The organism is Spirochaeta dissipatitropha, assembly GCF_054657935.1.
The window spans coordinates 173133-193426 of the sequence record NZ_BAAHXT010000001.1 but is presented as its reverse complement, the minus strand read 5'-3'; the positions used below and the strand labels follow the sequence as shown (position 1 = coordinate 193426).

At 51.6% G+C, this 20294-nt stretch carries 13 protein-coding genes; 4 read left to right on the top strand and 9 right to left on the bottom strand.

The genetic code is table 11. The features are described 5' to 3' along the window. Positions 1-97: 97 nt before the first annotated feature. The 6 genes from ACYQ2L_RS00805 to ACYQ2L_RS00780 form a co-directional block, all read right to left on the bottom strand. On the bottom strand, positions 98-3034 hold the full coding sequence (locus ACYQ2L_RS00805) for a PAS domain-containing protein (RefSeq protein WP_460050024.1): 2937 nt from the start codon (positions 3032-3034) through the stop codon (positions 98-100). Further along, entirely contained in the window at positions 3027-4184 is a 1158-nt protein-coding gene (locus ACYQ2L_RS00800) for a response regulator (protein ID WP_460050022.1), read from the bottom strand. Before ACYQ2L_RS00800 ends, ACYQ2L_RS00805 begins: the two co-directional genes overlap by 8 nt. A 239-nt stretch (positions 4185-4423) precedes the next feature. Further along, a complete protein-coding gene (gene wrbA / locus ACYQ2L_RS00795; protein WP_460050020.1) occupies positions 4424-5056 on the bottom strand; it encodes an NAD(P)H:quinone oxidoreductase in 633 nt (210 codons plus the stop codon). Between the two features lie 66 nt (positions 5057-5122). After that, positions 5123-6307: an alginate O-acetyltransferase AlgX-related protein gene (locus tag ACYQ2L_RS00790; RefSeq protein ID WP_460050018.1), complete on the bottom strand. Its 1185-nt coding sequence runs from the start codon at positions 6305-6307 to the stop codon at positions 5123-5125. Positions 6308-6323: 16 nt separating this feature from the next. Continuing rightward, positions 6324-7781 carry an MBOAT family O-acyltransferase gene (locus tag ACYQ2L_RS00785; RefSeq protein WP_460050016.1) on the bottom strand — a complete coding sequence of 486 codons (1458 nt, stop codon included), beginning with the start codon at positions 7779-7781 and terminating at the stop codon, positions 6324-6326. A gap of 31 nt (positions 7782-7812) precedes the next feature. Continuing rightward, the gene (locus ACYQ2L_RS00780; RefSeq protein ID WP_460050014.1) at positions 7813-8478 is read right to left on the bottom strand and encodes an alginate O-acetyltransferase AlgF; all 666 of its coding nucleotides are present in this window, start codon (positions 8476-8478) and stop codon (positions 7813-7815) included. Positions 8479-8529: 51 nt separating this feature from the next. On the opposite strand from ACYQ2L_RS00780, the gene ACYQ2L_RS00775 reads away from it, so the two are divergent. Next, complete coding sequence (locus ACYQ2L_RS00775) at positions 8530-9858, top strand: lipase family protein (protein WP_460050012.1); 1329 nt, start codon at positions 8530-8532, stop codon at positions 9856-9858. Positions 9859-9861: 3 nt separating this feature from the next. Beyond that, complete coding sequence (locus tag ACYQ2L_RS00770) at positions 9862-11199, top strand: lipase family protein (RefSeq protein WP_460050010.1); 1338 nt, start codon at positions 9862-9864, stop codon at positions 11197-11199. A 230-nt stretch (positions 11200-11429) separates the two neighbouring features. Here ACYQ2L_RS00770 and ACYQ2L_RS00765 read toward each other — a convergent pair whose 3' ends face one another. Next, entirely contained in the window at positions 11430-12803 is a 1374-nt protein-coding gene (locus ACYQ2L_RS00765; protein ID WP_460050008.1) for an aldehyde dehydrogenase, read from the bottom strand. A gap of 105 nt (positions 12804-12908) precedes the next feature. On the opposite strand from ACYQ2L_RS00765, the gene ACYQ2L_RS00760 reads away from it, so the two are divergent. Further along, a complete protein-coding gene (locus ACYQ2L_RS00760; protein ID WP_460050006.1) occupies positions 12909-14564 on the top strand; it encodes a methyl-accepting chemotaxis protein in 1656 nt (551 codons plus the stop codon). On the opposite strand, the gene ACYQ2L_RS00755 is transcribed toward ACYQ2L_RS00760, so the two are convergent. Further along, the gene (locus ACYQ2L_RS00755; protein ID WP_460050004.1) at positions 14536-15432 is read right to left on the bottom strand and encodes a LysR family transcriptional regulator; all 897 of its coding nucleotides are present in this window, start codon (positions 15430-15432) and stop codon (positions 14536-14538) included. The two genes, ACYQ2L_RS00760 and ACYQ2L_RS00755, sit on opposite strands and share 29 nt — an antisense overlap. Positions 15433-15533: 101 nt before the next feature. Between ACYQ2L_RS00755 and metE the strand changes: the two genes are divergently transcribed. Further along, positions 15534-17888 carry a 5-methyltetrahydropteroyltriglutamate--homocysteine S-methyltransferase gene (gene metE / locus ACYQ2L_RS00750; RefSeq protein WP_460050002.1) on the top strand — a complete coding sequence of 785 codons (2355 nt, stop codon included), beginning with the start codon at positions 15534-15536 and terminating at the stop codon, positions 17886-17888. Positions 17889-17932: 44 nt separating this feature from the next. Here the strand turns inward: metE and pbpC are convergent, their stop codons facing one another. Beyond that, positions 17933-20293 carry a penicillin-binding protein 1C gene (gene pbpC / locus ACYQ2L_RS00745; RefSeq protein WP_460050000.1) on the bottom strand — a complete coding sequence of 787 codons (2361 nt, stop codon included), beginning with the start codon at positions 20291-20293 and terminating at the stop codon, positions 17933-17935. Between the last annotated feature and the right edge of the window lies 1 nt (position 20294).

The window sequence follows — 20294 nt, the reverse complement described above, 5'->3', positions numbered from 1 at the left end:
CAGCAAAAAAAGCGATGTGAACCTTGATTTTATATTTGATTTTATATTTTGAAGACCTGCCGCACAGGCTGATGCGCGGCAGTCTGTAGAGATTCGCTCAGGTCCTGCCGAGACTGTTGGATAGAAGAAACAATAGCTTATCGTAATCGTACTGCCGTGCGAGTACAAGCAGCGCTCTGGCAATACCGGACTCGTCGATTTGAGCAATGAGGTTTTTCAGCTCGGAGATATTGCCCATTTCTACTGCTTCATACATAGCGATTCTGCTCGACTCTGGTATGACCTTTAGCGTATCGGCTGTCAACATAATCTCTTCCGGATCCGCACAGTCTTCATTGTCCTCGGCTATAATAAATTTCAGACCCAGGTGTTCCCCGATAACCTTGTATATTTCCCCTGGCCTGAAAGGTTTCCTGATATAGTCATTTACTTCGGTGGATCTGATTACCGCCTCGTTTTCTTCGAATGCGCTCGCGGTAACAGCTATCACACAGATTTCTTTCCCCCGTTCTGATTGTTTGATTATTCTGGTCGCCTCGTAGCCATTCATAACCGGCATTCCCATGTCCAGAAGGATCAGATCAGGGTTCCAGACCTCGAATAGCTCAACCGCTTCCTTTCCATTTTCGGCCTGGCGCAACGAGAAGCCGCAAGGTTCAAGAAGCGCCTGCAGAAGTTCACGGTTGTCTTTGCGATCATCGACTATCATTATGCGGAGGGTCCTGTCGCCAACCTCCAGACCAATAATATTACTATACATAATTGTCTTTTTCTGATCTGCAGAATCAGCCAGACCAGCCGGAATAGAAAATCGAAAAATACTGCCAGTTCCAGACCTGCTTTTTACTGATAGTTCTCCACCCATTAATTCTACCAGCCTCCTGGATATTGCCAGCCCTAGACCGGTACCTCCGGCCCGAATCCCTTCACTCGATTGCTGGAAAGACTCAAAAATACGCTCCATATCCGATTGATCGATTCCCGGGCCGGAATCCTCAATCTCGACTATAAGCAGAAGAGGTCTTTCCGTGGTGTCCAGATGATTCTGATCAGCCCGGATTCTTACCGCAACTCCCCCGGATTCAGTGAATTTAACTGCATTACTCAGAATATTCACAAATACCTGCCTGAGCTTGGCTTCATCGCAATGAATATATCGAGGTACGCTTTCATGGAGTTCGAAAAGGAAACGCAGGCCCTGTGATTCTGCCCTGAGTCTGAACATGAGATCCAGATCATCCAGGAATGCGAACAGACTGAAATCTCTCATCATCAGGCTGAGTTGACCGGCCTCTATACGGGACAGGTCAAGAATATCATTGATAAGGTTAAGCAGATGCTCCCCGCTTCTGGTAATAGCACGAAGATGACGGAGCTGGGTTTCATTCATGCGGACATCACGCTCGAGAATATGGGAAAATCCGATAATTGCATTCAGCGGTGTCCGGATTTCGTGACTCATATTTGCCAGGAACACACTCTTGGCAGAATTGGAGGCCTCTGCTGTCTTTCTGGCAATTTCTTCCTCCATGGCATGTTTTTTATCATCTATGTCTATGCACATGACGATCCATCTCAATATCCGCTCAGATGGATCAGTCAAGAGGTTCCCAGTCATTCTGAACCAACGCCACCTGCCTTCTGATGTCCGGAGCCTGAATTCAGCATCAGGGTTTCTGTTATCAGCTATGGCTTCATGCCAGTTTTCAATGATTGAAACGCGATCATCCGGATGAAGGGCATTCAGCCAACCGTCCCCCAGTTCTTCACCGGGATTCTGCCCGGAAAGTGCCCGCCAGCTACGGGATGATTCTATCATATTGCCTTCTTTATCTGCATCCCAGACAACGAATGAGGCTGCGGTAGCCTCAACAAGCAGCCGGTAGCGTTTTTCACTTGATTTCAAGGCCTCCCAGGCAGCCTTGCTTTCAGTAATGTCGAGGAATGTGCCCACTATTTTTTCTGCAATTCCCTCTGGGTTATGTATTACCTCTCCCTGGCTTCTTACCCAACGAACTTCGCCATCCGGACGAACGATCCGCTTCTCGATTTCATACGGCTTTTCATTGAATCGAGCCTCATTCACTGCCTCAACGGCACTTTCCTGATCATCTGGATGAATCATCGCAAATCCTGCTTCTGCACTTGGTGGACAGCTTCCCGGCTCCAGACCGCAGATACGATAAAATTCATCTGACCAGAATGTTTCACCAGTCAAGAAATTTAATTCCCAGCTACCCAGATGAGCAATAAACTGGGCCTGTTCAAACTGCGTTTTTTCAACTGACAGATCATTCTCGATCTGCTTCTGTTCATCTATATCCTGTACAATCCCATACAGCCACAGACATTCTCCATCGAGAAAATCAGCTTCTACGAATACTCTGACCCAGCGATCGCGTCCTTCTCCCAATGATAGCTGGGCATCAACAGAGAATTCTCTCCCTTCATTGACGACCAGATCGAAGGCATTATAAACTTGCGTACGCGATTCACCTTCCTTGAAATATTCTACATATTCCTGCCAGGTATCGACCCGCTCCCGGAAATTATGGATTTCCATAGCTTCGTCAGACCAGTACCCCGATTTCTTCAATAAGTTCAGCTCATAGAAGCCAACAGAGGTTATGCTATGAACCCGATCCATAATGTCTCGGTATCGTTTGTTCTGATTAAACGCGAGTACTTTTTCCGTGCTGTCCGAGAAACTGCTTATACATAGATTGTTAATGCGTTTAACTGTAACTTCAAAATATCTGAGAGCGCCATTACTGCACTTGAATTCTACATCGTAGGGCACATTCTCAAGTTTCCATGATTTCACAAATTGACGGCGGTACTCTGTATCCGGAAATGCCACCCGGCATAATTTCTGCCAGGTATTTTGTGTCGAAATTTCATAACCGGTCAGCTCACGAAATTTCGAGTTTGAATGTACTATATTATTGTCAGAATCTATAACAAGTACTGCGGCTGCGCTGGATTCAAGCACATCCACCAAATTAATATCTGCCAAGGTTATCGCTTTATTCATGCATGTCTCCTGCTGCCATGGGGATATCAACGTAGATTACACCGGATTTCTCACTGTGCTTGCGCATTCCAAGCTCTCCACCTGAGGCTTTCAGAATTTTTCTGGCAACTACTGGAGCCAGGCCAAGCTCCTGGGCATAAGAAGCACCCCGGACACTGGATTCGAGATTAAAAAAATCAGCCGCCTGCTCATCACGGAGTGTAAGCGGATCGAGCGGAATTTCCAGACTCAGCAATCCGGGTTTATGCTGATAAAAAATGAGAACTCTATTGTCAGTAAAACAGGCCGCGAGTGATAGAACAATATTGAGTGACTTCTGCAGCAAGGGCCTGTCAGCCAGCAGACGAACCTTATTTTCTTCGGGCAAATCCCTGAAATGAATCTGGATATGGGGATCAGATTTTCTCAGGAACAGAATGCAGTCTGACAGAGAACAGCCATAGTCTTTGGCATTCAGACTGATGTTATCTTCCATAATCATTTGAGAATCTTCAATAAGCTGCAGAAGTCTATTGCCACTTTGACGGAACATATCTCTGTATAGCTTGCCGGATTCAGATAGTTTGCTCTCGGCGATTATAAGTTCACCCATTCCAAGCAGGCCGTTAGCTGGAGTACGAATTTCATGGGAGATCATACTCATGAACTCGTCCTTCAGACGGCCAAGTTCAAGCAATCGTTCATTCGCGATACTGAGTTCCCGGGTTCTCTGACTGACCAGCTCTTCCAGCCGGGAGTTGTGCTTGTGCAGCTCTTTCTGTAAGGATGCTATGGTGAGTTGTGCGTTTACCCTGGCCAGTACCTCTGCTTCCTGAAATGGTTTTGAGACATAGTCGATGCCGCCTGCGGCAAAGCCCTTGATCTTGCTTTCGGTGTCGCCGAGTGCACTTATAAACAAAATCGGGATATCCTTTTTATCCTGCTGCTCCTTGATTTTCCGGCAGACCGTGTATCCGTCCATACCAGGCATCATTACATCGAGCAGGATTACATCGGGTAATTCTTTCTCCATTGAAGCCAGGGCCCGTTCACCACTGGGAAAGGCCTTGATGATGTAGCCGTGCACCGAAAGTATCTCATTGAGAAGCTCCAGGTTGGCCGGTGTATCATCAACGACCATGATAATTGCCTTGTCTTGCGTAATTCCCATTAGCGACTCCTTACAAAAATTAAATATCTGCATAATGTAAAAAAGAATACAGTTACTGCAAAGAACTCCATGTGCCAGATGAAAATCTAATACAAAAGAAGGACAAAATCACGAGAAAAATATGTTATTATTAATTTAATCAACAAAAAAAAGGAGACGCGGTTTAAATGCGACATTGAAATGAGTTATATGCGGTGGATTGGTACCCTGGCCTGGCGATAGTCCAGGCCAGGTAATATCTACGCCAGTTTTGCTGCCAGTTCGGTTATGTAGCGGGCCTGGTAACGCGCTCCGGCGAGATCGGTTTCACTTGGCATCCGGCTGCCATCGGGGCCAGAGATTGTGCTTGCTCCGTATGGGCTGCCACCGAGGATTTCATCCATGCCGAACATTCCCTGGAATGTGCTGGGCAATCCTGCAACAACCATGCCCATGTGCAGGAAGAATCTATGCAGGGTAAGGGCTGCTGATTCCTGACCGCCGTGCTGAGTCCCGGTTCCGACTATTGCTCCGCCGACCTTTCCACGAAGCAGCTGTTTGGCCCAGGTGGCTCCGGTCTGGTCAAGAATGTTGGCTACCTGACCGGGAATGTTGCTGTAGCGTGTAGCAGTCACAATAATAAGTCCGTCAAGATCCTTGAAATCCTCAGCACTTGCCTCGGGAATATCACTGAAGGCCTTCTGCGCTTCAAGTGCGCCCATCTTTTCAAGCCGATCGGCGGGAATTATTTCCGGGAAGCGTTTCAGCTCCACATCGGCACCTGCGGCTTCGGCTTCCTCAGCAGCTGCTTTGGCCATTGCGAACATATGCCCATAGGTTGAATAGAAAAGTACTTTTATCTTTGGTCCTTTTGATCCTGTTTGTGTGCTCATTGAGAACTCCTCTTGTATATGATTTTTCTAATATAATAATCATGACTATATTAGTCAAATTTAATACTAAGGAGAAGAATCAACTACGAGATATCGCTCGGGGATCTCCCAGATTACCAGGGAAGGAGGTGCTTCCAGCAGGGTGTCGCTCTGCAGGTACTCCTGCATGGGCTGAAAGGGTCCGCGTCCCTCCATGGCGAGGTTAAGCACTTCAGCCTGCAGCTGTTCCTGCAGGAAAGCAGCAAAGCCCCATTGCTCACCTGCACTGTAGCTGGTACCGATCAGAACCACCGGAACCGAGGCCGAATCAAACAGTCCCAGGATGGGTGCCGGCCCTGCCTCAATATGCAGTTCAGGGATACTGTCACGGCTGTGTTCAAGCATGTCCTGAAATGGCCCGAGGGGCAGGAAGTTCAGTAGATCTCCGGCATAGTCCTGCAGTTCACCCCGCTGAACCCGATATTCCCGGTTTTCCAGCTGCGGAGATGTGCTCATATCGTGGAGGTAGGCAGCAGTTGCAGCTGCAGCCGCCTCTGCTGCATCGGGGGTCCAGTGGGTATCGCTGCGCAGAAAAACCTGCACCGAGGAATCCACCAGATCCTGAAAGAGAGATGCGAGATCAACGGTGTAAAGACCACGTGTATTCAAGTCCTGCAGAAAACCTTCATAACGGGGTTTTGCTGCCCAGGGGAATACATGCCTTCCAAGCTTCTGCGGATATATCCGCGCCTTGGCAGGAATCGGGATCAACAGAAGTTCGGCTCCATGCAGCTGCAGCTGCGTGCTGACCTGTTCAATACTTTCTACGATTTCGATGATCCGCTGCTGTTCCTTTTCCGGACTGCCGGGAGTTATGAACTCCTCGCTGGAGAAAAGCCAACCATCCCGTCCGACCAGGACACCCTGCAATCCTTCCCGGAAAAATGCGTAGCGGAAGGCTGTCCAGATCCACAGCGAGGGCTCCTGCAGGGGAAGTGATTCATCGTATTGATTCTGAAAATCAGCACTTACCTGACCTGACAGGACAGCTTCCAGTTTCTCTCGGTATTGCCTGGCAGACCCGATTGGCTGTTCTGTCCTCATTACCGCAATAACTGCAGGAATAGAAACGGCAAAGCCAGTCAGCAGTATAAAAATCATGACAACAGCAAAGATCCCTCGGATGAACTTCTGACCTGGATCAGTCGGATGCTGTGTCCGACCACTGCTCTGTTTTGTTGTGTTTTGAGTTTGTCTGTGGTTTTTACTCATACTTACCCTGCCCTGCCTAAAACTGGAAATAGAGAAATGGTGAATGCGATTCGGCCAGTAACTTGATTATACCGAGCAGGAAAAAGGGAATCATAAAAAGTCGTCCATAGCTGAAGGCTGTAGCGGGTGTTGCAGATATATCCGCTTGCCTATTCAGAAATGAGCCCTTCCAGATCAGGGTCCTGAACATGAGTATAAAGCTGACAAACAGCACCAGCGGAGCCAGCAAACCAATCTCTGCAAGCAGACTTTCAAACTGACCGACACCCTGCATGCCCAGCATCCCGGCATACATGCGCCCTGCTCCTGCCAGATCAGCTGCACGGAACACAACCCATCCAATAACTACCAGAAAAAAGGTGCGGAAGACTGCAATGGTTCCAGGAGTACTGCGTGGTTTTTTATCACCTAAAGCATTGTCGCTTCTCAAGCGTTCTATCATGAGAAGCAGGCCATGCCACAGACCCCAGAGAACGAAATTCCAGGCTGCCCCATGCCAGAGTCCGCCCAACAGCATAACCAGGAGCATATTCCGGTAGGTTTTAATTCGTCCTCGGCGGTTTCCGCCAAGTGGTATATACAGATAATCCCTGAGCCAGGTCGAGAGACTGATATGCCAGCGCCTCCAGAACTCGGCGATACTCCGGGATATATAGGGATGATTGAAATTCTCCATGAATCGGAAGCCCATCATGAGGCCGAGTCCGATTGCCATATCCGAGTAGGCCGAAAAATCAAAATAAAGCTGGGCAGTGTATGCCAGGCTACCCAGCCAGGCAGCAGCAAAGCCAGGACTCTCCAGCGCAAAGGCCGTATCTGCAATGACCGCAACGGTATCGGCAATGAGTACTTTCTTGGCGAATCCGTACATGAATCGGTATGATCCCCGCGAAAAAAGATCAAAACCATGCCGACGCTGAACAAACTGATCAGCTAGATCCTTGTAGCGCAGGATAGGGCCGGCAATCAGCTGGGGAAAGAGTGCAATATATGCCGACAAATCAATAAAGCTCCGCGCAGCGGGGGCATCACTGCGGTAGACATCTACGAGATAGCTGCTTGCCTGAAATATGTAGAACGAGATCCCTATCGGCAGGATTACCGACCATGTCTGCAGGGATTCGGCGCCAGCGGCTGTCAGTACCGCGTTCAGACTGTCGACTGCAAAATTGAAATACTTGAAATAAGCCAGACTGCCAATGTTGAGTATGAGCCCGACAGCTAATGCGGCGGTCGCTCCGGCTCCTGTTGCGGGGGGTGCTTTGTGCTGTGACTTATGGATCAGCTTACCCAGGAAATAATTCCAGACACATGTAAGAATCAGCAGGAAAAGAAAATCCAGTCTCCACCAACCGTAAAAGATCCAGCTCCCGCATAAAATCCAGGCTGACCTGGCCCTGGCAGGAATCAGATAGTAGATACCAAGGAATAGAGGAAGGAATAGAAACAGGAAAATCGCTGTGCTGAAGACCACCTATTGTACCCCGCTGACCATTTGACCGGGACTACTCAGCCAGCACTTCTGCTTGCTGTACAATTACAAGGAGCTCAGCATTCTGCGTGCCGGAATTCTGCATGCCGGCGAACAGTGCATAGGACTGCCCTCTGCTCAAACCTATATCTCCAAGATTTACTGATGATCCGGATTCAGTGAAGACGGCCAGATCGACGGCGACCGGATTAACCGAGACAAGTGCCGATTCACCAGGGGCGACCCCGGGGATTACTGCCATGCTGCCATCGGCAGTTCGCAGTTCAAGAGTTTCTGAATCAGTCCCGTTATAAAGGATTATCTGCGCCTGATCCGCCCGGTTATGACGGCTGTCCTCGATAACAGAGGGTCCTTCCAGACCCAGGATTACGGTATAGAATCTGCCGTCACGGGCAATCAGTTCAGCGAAATTATTACCGACAAACACCGCATGCACACCCGGATTAACCGGCCGGTATGCTGTACCTGTCCAGGGCTCAATCTCCGGGAACTGAACCGATCCCGCCCAGACGCTGTGAATGTGCCGGGTCATATTAAAAACACGGACAAAGGCCGCGTCGTCCGGAGCCGAAGACCCATACAGACTGGCTGATTGTGCAGCTGCCTGAATGGTAAAGAGTATGGCAAATCCTGTGAGACCTGTAAGCCAGAGACATTTTCGCAGCATATTCCTGTTCATATATACACTCCCCTTGACAGTACGACCATCCATACGCATTTATAACATACTATGCTTGTAAAAAATACCCGGGTTTTTCAGCGGATTCCATCTGCGTCCCGAAGAACTACAGTAATAATTCTCTTCCTGCTTCTGACTGTTACCAGCTGCCGGGCGGAATCGGTGAACAGCGCAGAACCCGAGCCCGCGGAGCCTGAAATTTCGGAATCCCCGGAGCCTGCAGAGCCTGTTGAGCCGGCAGTGCCCCAGCCCCCGGAGGGATCCGGCAGGATTCTCGACATTCAGCATGAGGTCACCTATTCCACAGCCCAGATCAACAGCATGGCAGCTCAGCTCTTCGGCGGCGATCGCCCCTCTGCTGAATACGCTGTAGATGTCTACCGCATCGAATTTGAAAGCCTGGGAATGGACGAAGAAGTTACCAGGGTATTCTCACAGCTCTTTGTTCCCCGGAGTCTTGAATCCATGGAGGCACCGCTGTATGTCTTCGCAGCCGGAACCACCGGTTTGAGCGATCTCTGCCGCACCTCAAGAGAACATGAAATCGGCATCAACTGGGGTTTGTACCGTAACCACATGCTCGCGCACGCCGGACAAGGGAGCATTGGCATGCTGCCGGATTACATGTATTTCGGTGATCCTTCCAGACTACAGCCTTATTTTGTGCCTCAGGCAGAAGCCCGTGTGCTCCTGGATTCTGTCCGTGCTGCCAGGAGCTTCTTTTTCGGTGCAGAGCATGCCGTAAGGCCGGATCCCAGACCTTTTCTGGCCGGCTTTTCCCAGGGCGGACACGCGATTTTTGCTGCTGCTGACCAGGCCGCCGACTACGCAGCCGACATCGAGATTGCAGGTCTGATTGGCTACGGAGCATCTACCGATATCGAGAATCTGTTCCGGGAATTCACCCTCGTTGCCGCCCCGATAATCTACACGTACGCCGAGCTCTACGGTGAGGATAGATTTGACCCGGCCGTAATGATACAGGACCGCTGGCTGGAGTCTCTGTTCATAGACGTCCGGCGACTCTGTATTCTCGGCCTGCAGGACTACTATCCATGGGGACCGGATAACTTCTTCCGTCCGGATTTTCTGCGTTCCCTGAGAAGACGGACACTTGAGGCTGATTTCCCGGAAATACATGCCATCCTGCAGGAGAACAGCAGCGGACTCAGCGGCCACGGTATCCCGGCTCTGATACTGCAGGGCGGAAATGATGTAGTAATTGACCTGGCAGACATGGAGCACTTCGTCAGTCAGCTGCGTGACAATGGCAGCGAAGTCGAGTATCTTGTCTACCCGGGATCGCGGCATGATACCCGGCAGATCGGATTTTCCGATGCGCGCCGCTGGATGCAGCAGCGTATGTCAACCGAGGAGTAATACATGAAAAAATCAGCAGTACACACAGCAGTTTTCCTGATGGCGGCTGTAGTCATGATCAGTCTTACTATTGCCCATCTAAGCGCTCAGCAGAATCAGGCAAGCCGGGGAAACCAGGGGAATTCCATGATCTATCCGCCGGAAGATCTGGTCATGCTCGAGCCGGGAGATATTCTGTATGTCGAATTCCTGGAGAGTTTCTCGGCTTCAGAGATTGAAGCGCGCGGCGATTGGCTGTTCGGGAATGCCGGTATTCCCGAAGCCCATAATGCTGCAGATCTATATCTGATTCATTTCCGCAGTACAGATGTGGATGGAACTCCGGTTCCTGTCCGCGCACAGCTGTTTATTCCCGTGCTTGATAATTCTGATTCCGGCAGTTCCGGTTCCGGCGCTCCTGCAGCGCGGCCGGTACATGTATTCGGTGCCGGCACAACCGGCCTCAGCGAGAAATGTGCACCTATAATCGAAGTACCCGTAGAAAACCGCTGGGGTGACTTCCGCAGCAACATGCTTGCCTATGCCGGACGTGAAATAATTTCAATCTTCCCTGAGTACCTTGGATTTGGAATTCCCGACATGCCCCAACGTTACTTCAGCAAGGTCGCTGAAGCCCATGTCATGCTGGATGCAGCACGAGCTGTCCGGAACTTCTACGCCGATGCAGCCGCTGAAGGCAATGCTCCAGGCGTAATCCCTTCAGGGGATCTGTTCCTCTCCGGATTTTCCCAGGGTGGTCATGCAGCCCATGCAGCGGCAGACCTCCAACCCGAATATGCCCCGGAAATCGAGATTACCGGCCTGATCGGTTTCGGTCAGACCAATGATGTAGCCATGCTGATGCGGGAGATGGCCTACTACAGTCCCTATATTATTCATACCTATGCCGAAATCTATGGCAAGGACCGGATTGATCCGGCTGATTACCTGCTCCCCCGCTGGATGGACAGCTTCGAGCAGGACATAATGGGACTCTGCGTCGAGGAATTCCAGTTTCACTACCCACGGGACGGCAAAACCCTGTTTACCCCGGAGTTTTATGAGGCACTGCACAATGACCTTGAACACGAACTCATGAGCGAGACTTTCCCTGAAATGGCGGAAGTACTGAGGGAGAACCGGGCCGGATTCGATGGCCACGGCCTGCCGACCCTGGTGATCCACGGAACGGATGATATTATTGTCAGCACAGCCGCACAGGATCGCTTCGTCGAGGCTTTACGCCACGGCGGCAGTGAGGTCAGCTATATAATAATTTCCGGAGCCAGACACCGCGATGTCAGAACCATGGGCTTTGAGGATTCAGTAGACTGGATGCTTGAGATGGCCGGCCTGCGGTAATGCGGCGGCAGACTGCGGCACACGCGTAATCGGCTCAGAGAAACCTGATATTTGAGCCGATTAAGTGGTATAATCGGCTCATGGCAACTGGGCGATCGGCACATCCAAGGCAACAGCGACTCGTGATCTGCAGCAGCTCGTTGCCATTGGAGTTCTAAAACCCAGAGCAGGCGCTGGCGGACGGAGTACCAGTTACGATATCAGATTACACAGGGAATAGCCCGGAATTTCTACCTCAACAAACGCCGCAGGAGCTTCATGCTGATATGCCGATGAGGGTATGCCAGCTTGATGTCCGGACGCAGCGGCTGTCTAAGTACCGCTTTGAGGTGGGTGAAGGTATCGAAACTGGCCTTCCCATGGTACGCGCCCATGCCGCTGTTGCCGATGCCACCAAAAGGCAGACGATGTGATGCGACATGAAGAATGGTAGTGTTGATCGCTCCTCCGCCGAAGGGGAGGGTACTTGTAAGCCAGCGCTGTTCTTTTTTGCTGTTCGAGAATACATAGAGCGCCAAGGGCCGTGGCCGGGAGCGTACTTCAGCAGCGGCTTCATTCAGATCATCATATTCGATTACCGGCAGCAGAGGACCGAATATCTCGTCCTTCATGCTCTCGCTGTCCCAGTCGGCAGGGTAGAGAATGCTCGGTTCCATATAGCGCTCTTGATGATTCACCGCTCCGCCACTGAGTATCTCAGAGGCATTGAGAATATCCTGTAATCTCAGAAAGTTCCGTTCGTTGATAATTCTCCCGTAATTTTCCGAGCTGCGGGCATCCTCCCCGTAAAACTCGCGGATTGAAGCCTCAAGGGCTGTCAGGAATTTGCTGCTGACCTTGCGATCCACCAGCACATAATCCGGGGCAACACAGGTCTGTCCGGCATTGTTGAACTTACCCCAGGCGATTCTACGAGCGGCTGTTTCGATGTCTGCCTCGGAGGTAACAAAGGCCGGACTTTTCCCTCCAAGCTCAAGGGTGACAGGAGTCAGATGCGGTGCAGCAGCAGCCATTACCTTGCGGCCGACCGGTACGCTGCCGGTAAAAAACAGATAGTCAAATGCCTGATCAATCAATGCCTGACTTTCCTCGGGTCCTCCCTGAACCACTGCAACATACTCCTGTGGAAATGTTTCTTCGATAAGCCTGGTCGTTACTTCTGCAGTAGCAACAGCCAGTTCGGAGGGCTTGAGCACTGCGGTGTTACCGGCGGCTATAGCCCCGACGAAGGGCATAAAAAGAAGCTGCATCGGATAGTTCCAGGGACCAATAATCAATGCTGACCCATAGGGTTCGGGTTGTACCCAGGCACTTGAGGGCAACAAATGCAGATCCGGGCGGACGAACCTGGGCATGGACCAACGCCGCAGCCGGCGCATCATCAACCGGATCTCGCTGTATACCAGTCCGATCTCATTGGAATAGGCCTCGAACTCTGATTTGCCCAGATCTGCTGCCAGAGCTGCCAGGAAATCATTCTCATATCTTTTAATTGCATTCAGAAGCTGCTTCAACATCGCAATCCGGAAATTCGGAGAACGGGTTCTGCCGCTTGAGAAGAATTCGCCCTGTTTCCGGCGCAGTTCAACTGGATTTAATGTCATAATTGGCCCCCACACCTATAATATAATCCTTGTCATGAGAAAATGACAGCTGCAGGGATTTATACTTTTGCTTTTTAACTTATTCGAAACTATAATTGGGAAATTATGAAATTACTGCATCATCTTATTCATGAAGAAGCCAGACGTGGGGAGCGGATCGCCTATCGATTCAGATGGATCATGATCGGTTTTCTCAGTATTATGACCGTAACCCAGATCCTCAATCCCGAGCAGTCCCAGGCAGGTATATGGGCTTCATTCAGCATAACAGCAGCCTTGCTGTACAATGCGCTGCTTTTCCCGGCTATGCGAGCCGATCGCATTCGTCCATGGATGAAATGGGTATCCTCAAGCCTGGATGTGTTGCTGATAAGCGCCAACGTCCTCAGCACAACCCTGTTTCTTCATCCATCCGGGGCATCTACAACCGCCATAATTCTTATCTACCCCGTTGTGATCCTGATCTCTTCTTTCCGTCATAACCGAATTCTGATTATATACACTAGCCTGCTGGCAGTATTCAGTTTCAATGCGGTCTATTGGCTGACTTACAGCAATATTCCCCCAGAGCTTGTTATGTACGCTCCACATGCAGCAGCAACCGGGCAATTCTATAAAAGCATGTACCTGATTCTCTTCGGAATTGTCCTCCTGATTATTCCCGAAACGGTAAAAGGACTGCTTGTCCGCCAGAGTAACAGCTACGAGACCGCTACATCAGAATACCAGGCGATGGCAGGCAGACTGCACATCCTCATGAATGAGCTCAAGAATTCGGGAAGCAAACTGCATGACGCAGTTCACAGCAATGCAGGATCACTGACAGAAATTAGTTCCAAGTTGTCCGACTCGAGATCGAGAATGGAGTTCCAGGGTCAATCCGTGAACGAAATAGCAGGACTAATGGCAGGGCTGGATGAGTTTTCAGCCGGACTCCAGGACCTTATACAAGGACAAAGTATATCGATTTCACAGGCAGTGTCTGCAACCGAGCAGATGGTGCAGAATATCAGTTCAATACGGGGCAATGTAGCAAGAACCAAAACCGGATCCCAGCAGTTAAAGGAACACAGTAGTGAAGGGCAGCAGAATCTGGATGAGATTCTCGACACCGTGCAGAGCATAGCCGCCAGAAGCCAGGGCATGATGGATGCGGTAGAGGTAATATCCCAGATTGCGGGCACCACAAATCTGTTGGCAATGAATGCAGCTATCGAGGCTGCTCATGCGGGCGATGCCGGCAGGGGCTTCTCCGTGGTTGCAGATGAAATCCGCAAGCTGGCCGAGCAGACTGCCAGCCAGTCCCGCGAGATTGCCGGGTCACTGACATCTATAAAGGAATCAATCGATGCTGCGGTTACCGCCTCCGGCTCCACTGCCAGTTCCTTTTCCAGAATAATTGAAGGCGTACAGGATGCAGCCAACAATATACTGGAAATTGAAGCTGCAATGTCTGAACAGCTATCAGGATCCGAGCAGATCAATACTGCCATGACAGAGATGCAGGAGGCCAGCAGCAAGGTACAGTCTGCTGCACAGGATCTCCAGGCAAAAAGCAGCAACCTGGCAGAATTGACCAGCGAACTATCCGGAGCCAACGGGATTCTGGTTGAAAATATGGTGCAGATATCGAATGAAACGGAGACAATTGAATCCACTTCACGGGATGTACTGACAGCTGCGGAGAAGAATCAGGAATCAGTCAACGAGATCGACAATGAAATCTCGTCTTTCAAGCTGATTGATGTGAACATCGAATAAAATCATCTATGTATGGAATATTCCGATCCTCCTCCCGGTATACGAGATAGAGTTTCTTGTGTATGCCATGCTTTCCGAGGCGGAACCCGCACACGGGCAGCTCCGAGCTATGTCTGAGGATAAGCCAGTCCGGCATGGTACTGACGCCTCTGCCGGCTGCCACGAGCTGCAGCATAATCTCGATTGCTTCCACACTGCTGTGTTCCCCGGGCAGAACGCCAGCCGGCTGAAGAAACTGCGTGTACACATCCAGCCGCTCGATTGCAATTGGATAGGCAAAAAGTACGGCCGTTGACAGGTCTTCTGCTTCGACCCATCCGCGGGCTTCCGCTACGGCTGCCAGGGGATGAGTAATGGCGCTCACCAGCTGAAGCTCGAAATCGTGAATCGCAATATACTGCAGACCCTGACGGGGGATGTAATCCGGACTCACCATGAGATCAATTTCATATTCCTGCAGGGCTGAAAGTCCGTCAAACTGAAAACTGCGGGTGACATCGAGCTCGACATCCGGCCAGGTCGCAAGGAAATGCTCTATACTCCCGACCAGCCACTCATAGCAGGGGTGACATTCTACACCGAGACGCAGCCGGCCCCGGCGTCCCTGCCCGTAGGCCTTGAGATCTGATTCCGCCGATCTGAAGCGGGGCAGTACAATTTCTGCCAGTGAAAGCAGCATACTGCCTGCCTGTGTCAGCTGCAGTCGACGCCCGCGCCGCTCCCAAAGCCGACTGCCACTGAGTGATTCGAGCTTGCGGATACTGTGCGTCAGGGCCGGCTGGGTCAGGTGAAGCTCATCCGCTGCCTTGCTGAGACTGCCGCAGCGTGCCAGGGCTTCAATTATCTGTAAATGCATTCTTTCGATCATATATAAATCCTGCTCATAGATAAATGATAATAAATCATTTTTATTTATATAAGCCCTACAGTAATATACAGCCAGCACATATGCTTAAAAAGGAGCGTAGTATGGCATTTAAGACACACAGCCTCGGTCTACCAAGAATCGGAAAAAACCGTGAGCTGAAATTTGCCCTGGAGTCCTTCTGGAAAGGTGCTTTACCACTTGAAGGCCTGAAGGCCGTTGCTGCAGCGATACAGGAAGAAAATCTGCAGGAGCAGGGAAAACTCGATATAATCACCGTCGGCGACTTCTCCTACTATGACCGAATGCTGGATACAGCCCTCATGTTTGATCTCATTCCAGCCCGCTTCCGCGACTTCAGCGGCAGCAAAGAGTCCATCATGTCTGCCATAGCCCGCGGATCAAAAAATGCCGGCGCAGCTGAAATGAGAAAATGGTTCAATACCAACTATCACTATATCGTCCCTGAGTTCGATGAAAACAGCAGGCCCGGCCTGAATCCGGAATCGCTCGTCGAGGCAGTGAAGTCTGCCGGCCGCCTTGGCAAGGAGGTGAAGGCTGCTCTCATAGGTCCCTTGAGCTTCCTGTTTCTCGGAAAAAGCGATAATACCGATTTTTCACCGCTCGAATTGCTGCCGGAACTGACACAGCAATATGCAGAACTGATTCGCCAGCTGCATGCAGCAGGCGCTGACTGGATCCAGCTGGAAGAGCCGATCCTGGTACAGGATAATCTGGATGATTCCTGGAAAGCTGCTTTCAGAAGCACGTACAGCGTACTGGCTGCGGCGGCCGGTACCGAGCAAGGTCAGCCCCCGCGTATCCTTCTGACGAGCTACTTTGAGCGAATAACGGAGAATCTTGAACTGATTGCAGAGCTGCCAGTTGATGCGGTACACCTGGACTTAAGTCTGTCCGGAAGCTTCGAACTGCTTCAGAAGCAGCGGATAGCCCTGAAGCAGCAGCTTTCACTTGGTATTATTGACGGCCGGAATGTATGGAAGACAGATATTGATGTCCTGCTGCCGCTGCTGAAAACCTTGATCACCCCGGAAGATACCATACTTCTGGCCCCGTCCTGTTCTCTGCTGCATCTCCCATACAGTCTGATCGCAGAGAAGCAGACCCTCCCCCACCAGCTGCTCAACGGCTTATCCTTCGCGCATGAAAAACTGGCCGAGCTTGAACTGACAGCCGAAGCAGCCAATCAGCTTTGCTGCAGCCTGCAGGGAAGCACCGGGGATAGCTGGATGAACGAGGAAACCAGATTCAGACTCAAGCAGCACCGCAGGGCAATCGCCAGTTTTCAGCGTTATCAACGTCAGCATGCTGCGGCGGGACCACATGGTACAAGCGAAGCTGACAGTCCTGCATCCAGCCGGGCCCCCTATGAAGAGCGGAAGAAGGAACAGGATGCCAGACTGAACCTGCCGCTGTTTCCGACAACTACAATCGGATCATTTCCACAGACCGCAGATCTGCGGCGGGTGAGGCGGAATTACAGACAGGGGATTCTGGATGACCAGAGCTATCAGGATATAATCCGTGCAGAAATCCGCCGGGTTATAAGGATACAGGAAGAGATCGGTCTGGATGTGCTGGTTCATGGCGAACCCGAACGCAATGATATGGTTGAATACTTTACCGAGCTGCTTGATGGCTGTATCGGAACAGCAAACGGCTGGGTACAGTCCTACGGCAGCCGCTGTGTCAAACCAGCCATTATCTGGGCCGATATCCAGAGACCGCTGCCAATGACGCTGGACTGGATCGAGTACGCCCAGAGCCTGACCAGCAAACCGGTGAAGGGCATGCTTACCGGGCCGGTAACAATGGTTAAATGGTCTTTTCAGCGGAGCGACATCAGCATGAAGGAACAGGTTTTCCAGATGGCGGATGCAATCGGCAGTGAGGTCAGGGATCTCGAGAAGTCCGGAATCAGCATAATACAGATTGATGAGGCCGCCTTCAAGGAAGCCCAGCCGATTAAAAGCAGGGACTGGCAGGATTACGGGGACTGGGCAGCTGAAGCATTCCGACGCTGTTCAAGGGGAATAGAGAACAGGACCCAGATCCATACCCACATGTGCTATTCCGATTTCTCGACTATCCTGGATGCAGTCTGTGCAATGGATGCTGATGTTCTCAGCATAGAATCCAGCCGCTCGGAAATGTCTGTGCTGCATGAGCTTGCCGATATTCAGGGACTGAATGAGTTCGGTCCAGGGATCTACGATATTCACAGCCCTCAGATTCCCGATGAAGCTCAGCTGGAAGGGCTGATTCGCATAGCTGTCCGGAAGCTCGCTCCGGAGCGGATCTGGGTAAACCCCGACTGTGGATTGAAAACCCGGGGATGGGCCGAGATTGTTCCGTCTCTGCAAGCAATGACTGCAGCTGCGAAACGCATCCGACATGAGTACGCAGAACAGACCCGGAATTTAGCTGCGGCTATATAAACATTACCGGGAAAACTGATGCAGGCGGCTGGCCGGCCGCCGTATTATCTGCCGACGCGGAACTGGACCCGATCAAGCAGGCTGCCGCTGCTGTCCCTGAGTTCGAGAATATGGCGGCCTGACTGAAGCGGCTCGTACACCGCAAGGGGCGGCGAGCCGTTTGCAATCAGCCTGGAATTGAGATAGAGCTCCATGGATGCCGCCTCTCCGATTGCCTCAATGCGCAAGGCCTGGAATCCACCTGCTTCGATATATGGATCAACAAAATACTGGGCCTGGTTGTTCGGATAAACGATTCGTCCCCAGAAATCAGCTGATTCGCCGCCAGCGCTGTTCAGATGCGGGAAGCGATAATCGCGGGCCCAGGGAATGTACTCTGCCGGATATCTGATCTGGCCTGAGGTTCCGCGGTGCCAGGTGTCCTGGGCAGGAAAACTGCCCAGCGGGAATAACTCCTGTATTGCATAGGATGCCGAAGGATCAACAGCCATTCCGCTGATGCTGGAGATCCAGATCTTATGAACATCGGGTATGTCCGGAAAACTGCTCTGCAGGGAGCTGAATCGATCAAGAATTCCAACGGCTACCTGAGCCGGCAGGCTGGAACCGGTAACCCCCTGAACGCTCTGCCCGTGGACATTGCCCATCCAGACCCCTACGGTAATATCCGGACTTACCCCCACTGCCCAGATATTCGAGAACTGATTGGCGGTTCCAGTCTTGAAAAATGAAGGGTACGGGGTCCGAAGCAGCTGATACTGCCCGAAGCCACGGCTGCGGGCGGAGGCATCGCCGAGAATATCCCGGATTATGCCGGCACTATGCGCAGAAATGGGAGGCCCTGGTGTCACGGCACCCTGACTGCGCTGGGCTTCCCGGGCGCTCCCGGCTGCCAAGGCGCTCCCGGTTTTCTGTGCGCTCCGGCTGCTGCGAGTTTCCGGCAAAGGCACAAAACTCAGATCAAGACTCCGTCCGCCATTCACAAAGGCAGTGTAGGCGCGGCTGAGTTCCTCCAGACTGACCTCGACGTTACCGAGGGCTATTCCGGTTCCGACCGAATTTCGCTGACTCTCAAGGTCAAAACCCAGACCCTCAAGCAGCCCGACGAAGGACTGTACACCAAGCCTGGATGCCATCCAGACGGCGGGCACATTCAGACTGGAAGCCAGGGCTTCACGCAAGCGCACCGGACCGGAAAAGCTGCGGTCAAAATTCTGGGGTATATATACCTCCGACCCTCCGAGAGCCAGGGGAATATCGGGCAGAATACTGGCCGCGCTGTAGCCGGAATCCAGTGCCTGCGCATACAGGAAGGGCTTCAGGGTACTTCCCGGCTGACGCCTGATTCTCACCGCATCTATCTGACCGCTTATATCCTCACGGAAAAAATCGGGACTCCCGACATAGGCAAGGATTTCTCCACTGTGATTATCTATGACCAGGACTGCAGCATTCTGCACCCGGTGATCCGCAGCTGTATGAACGGCCTGACTGACCAGGCTTTCTGCGCTCCTTTGGACAACGGGGTCCAGGCTGGTTCTGAGACTGCTCCGCATGGAAGGGTGCATTTCAGTATCCTGCGGATGCTCACGAACAGCCCTGAGTACAAAATGCGCGGCCCTCATGGGATCGCTCACACGCTGCGCCGCGGCACTCTCCTCCACAGCTGTGGATATCTCGCTTCCAAGCTGTGGCGGTTTCATTCGCTCCCCCACAATTTTCGCCGCTGCCTTCAGCCGCTCTGGCTGCCTGACAGGATCATAGGTACTGGGACTGCGGGGTATGACCGAGAGCACCGCAGCCTGCGGCGGCGACATTGACTGCAGCGGAATTGCAAAATAAGCGAGTGCAGCGCTCCCGACTCCCTCATTACCGCGTCCGAAAGGCACACGGTTCAGATAGAGTTCAAGAATCTCATCCTTGGAAAAACGGCTTTCCAGACGGAATGCATTCCACATTTCATGCAGCTTACCCGGAATATCTCCTCGGTGTGGGGAAATAATCCGCGCCAGCTGCATACTGATGGTACTGGCGCCGCTCACCTTTCTGCTGCCTCTCAGGTTCTGCCAGGCAGCCCGGACCACAGAAACAGGATCTATCCCCGGATGCAGATAGAAGCGCCTGTCTTCGCCGGCGATGAATGCCTGTATCACTCCAGACGGAATCTCTTCCAGAGGAACCCACATTCGGCGGGTTCCGTCGGGCAAATGCTCACGATAGAGCAAGCCCCCCCTGCGATCGAGAATTTCTCGGCTGACCGGCTGCCGGATAAACCCTTCCAGCTGGGGGAAGCTGCTGAATCGAGCTGCTCCATAAATCCCTGCCACACAGAGAAAAACGAGAATGAAAAAATAAATAATTCTCCGGCCAGCCTTCCGCGAGGCTGGCGTTTTTTCTTCAGTCATA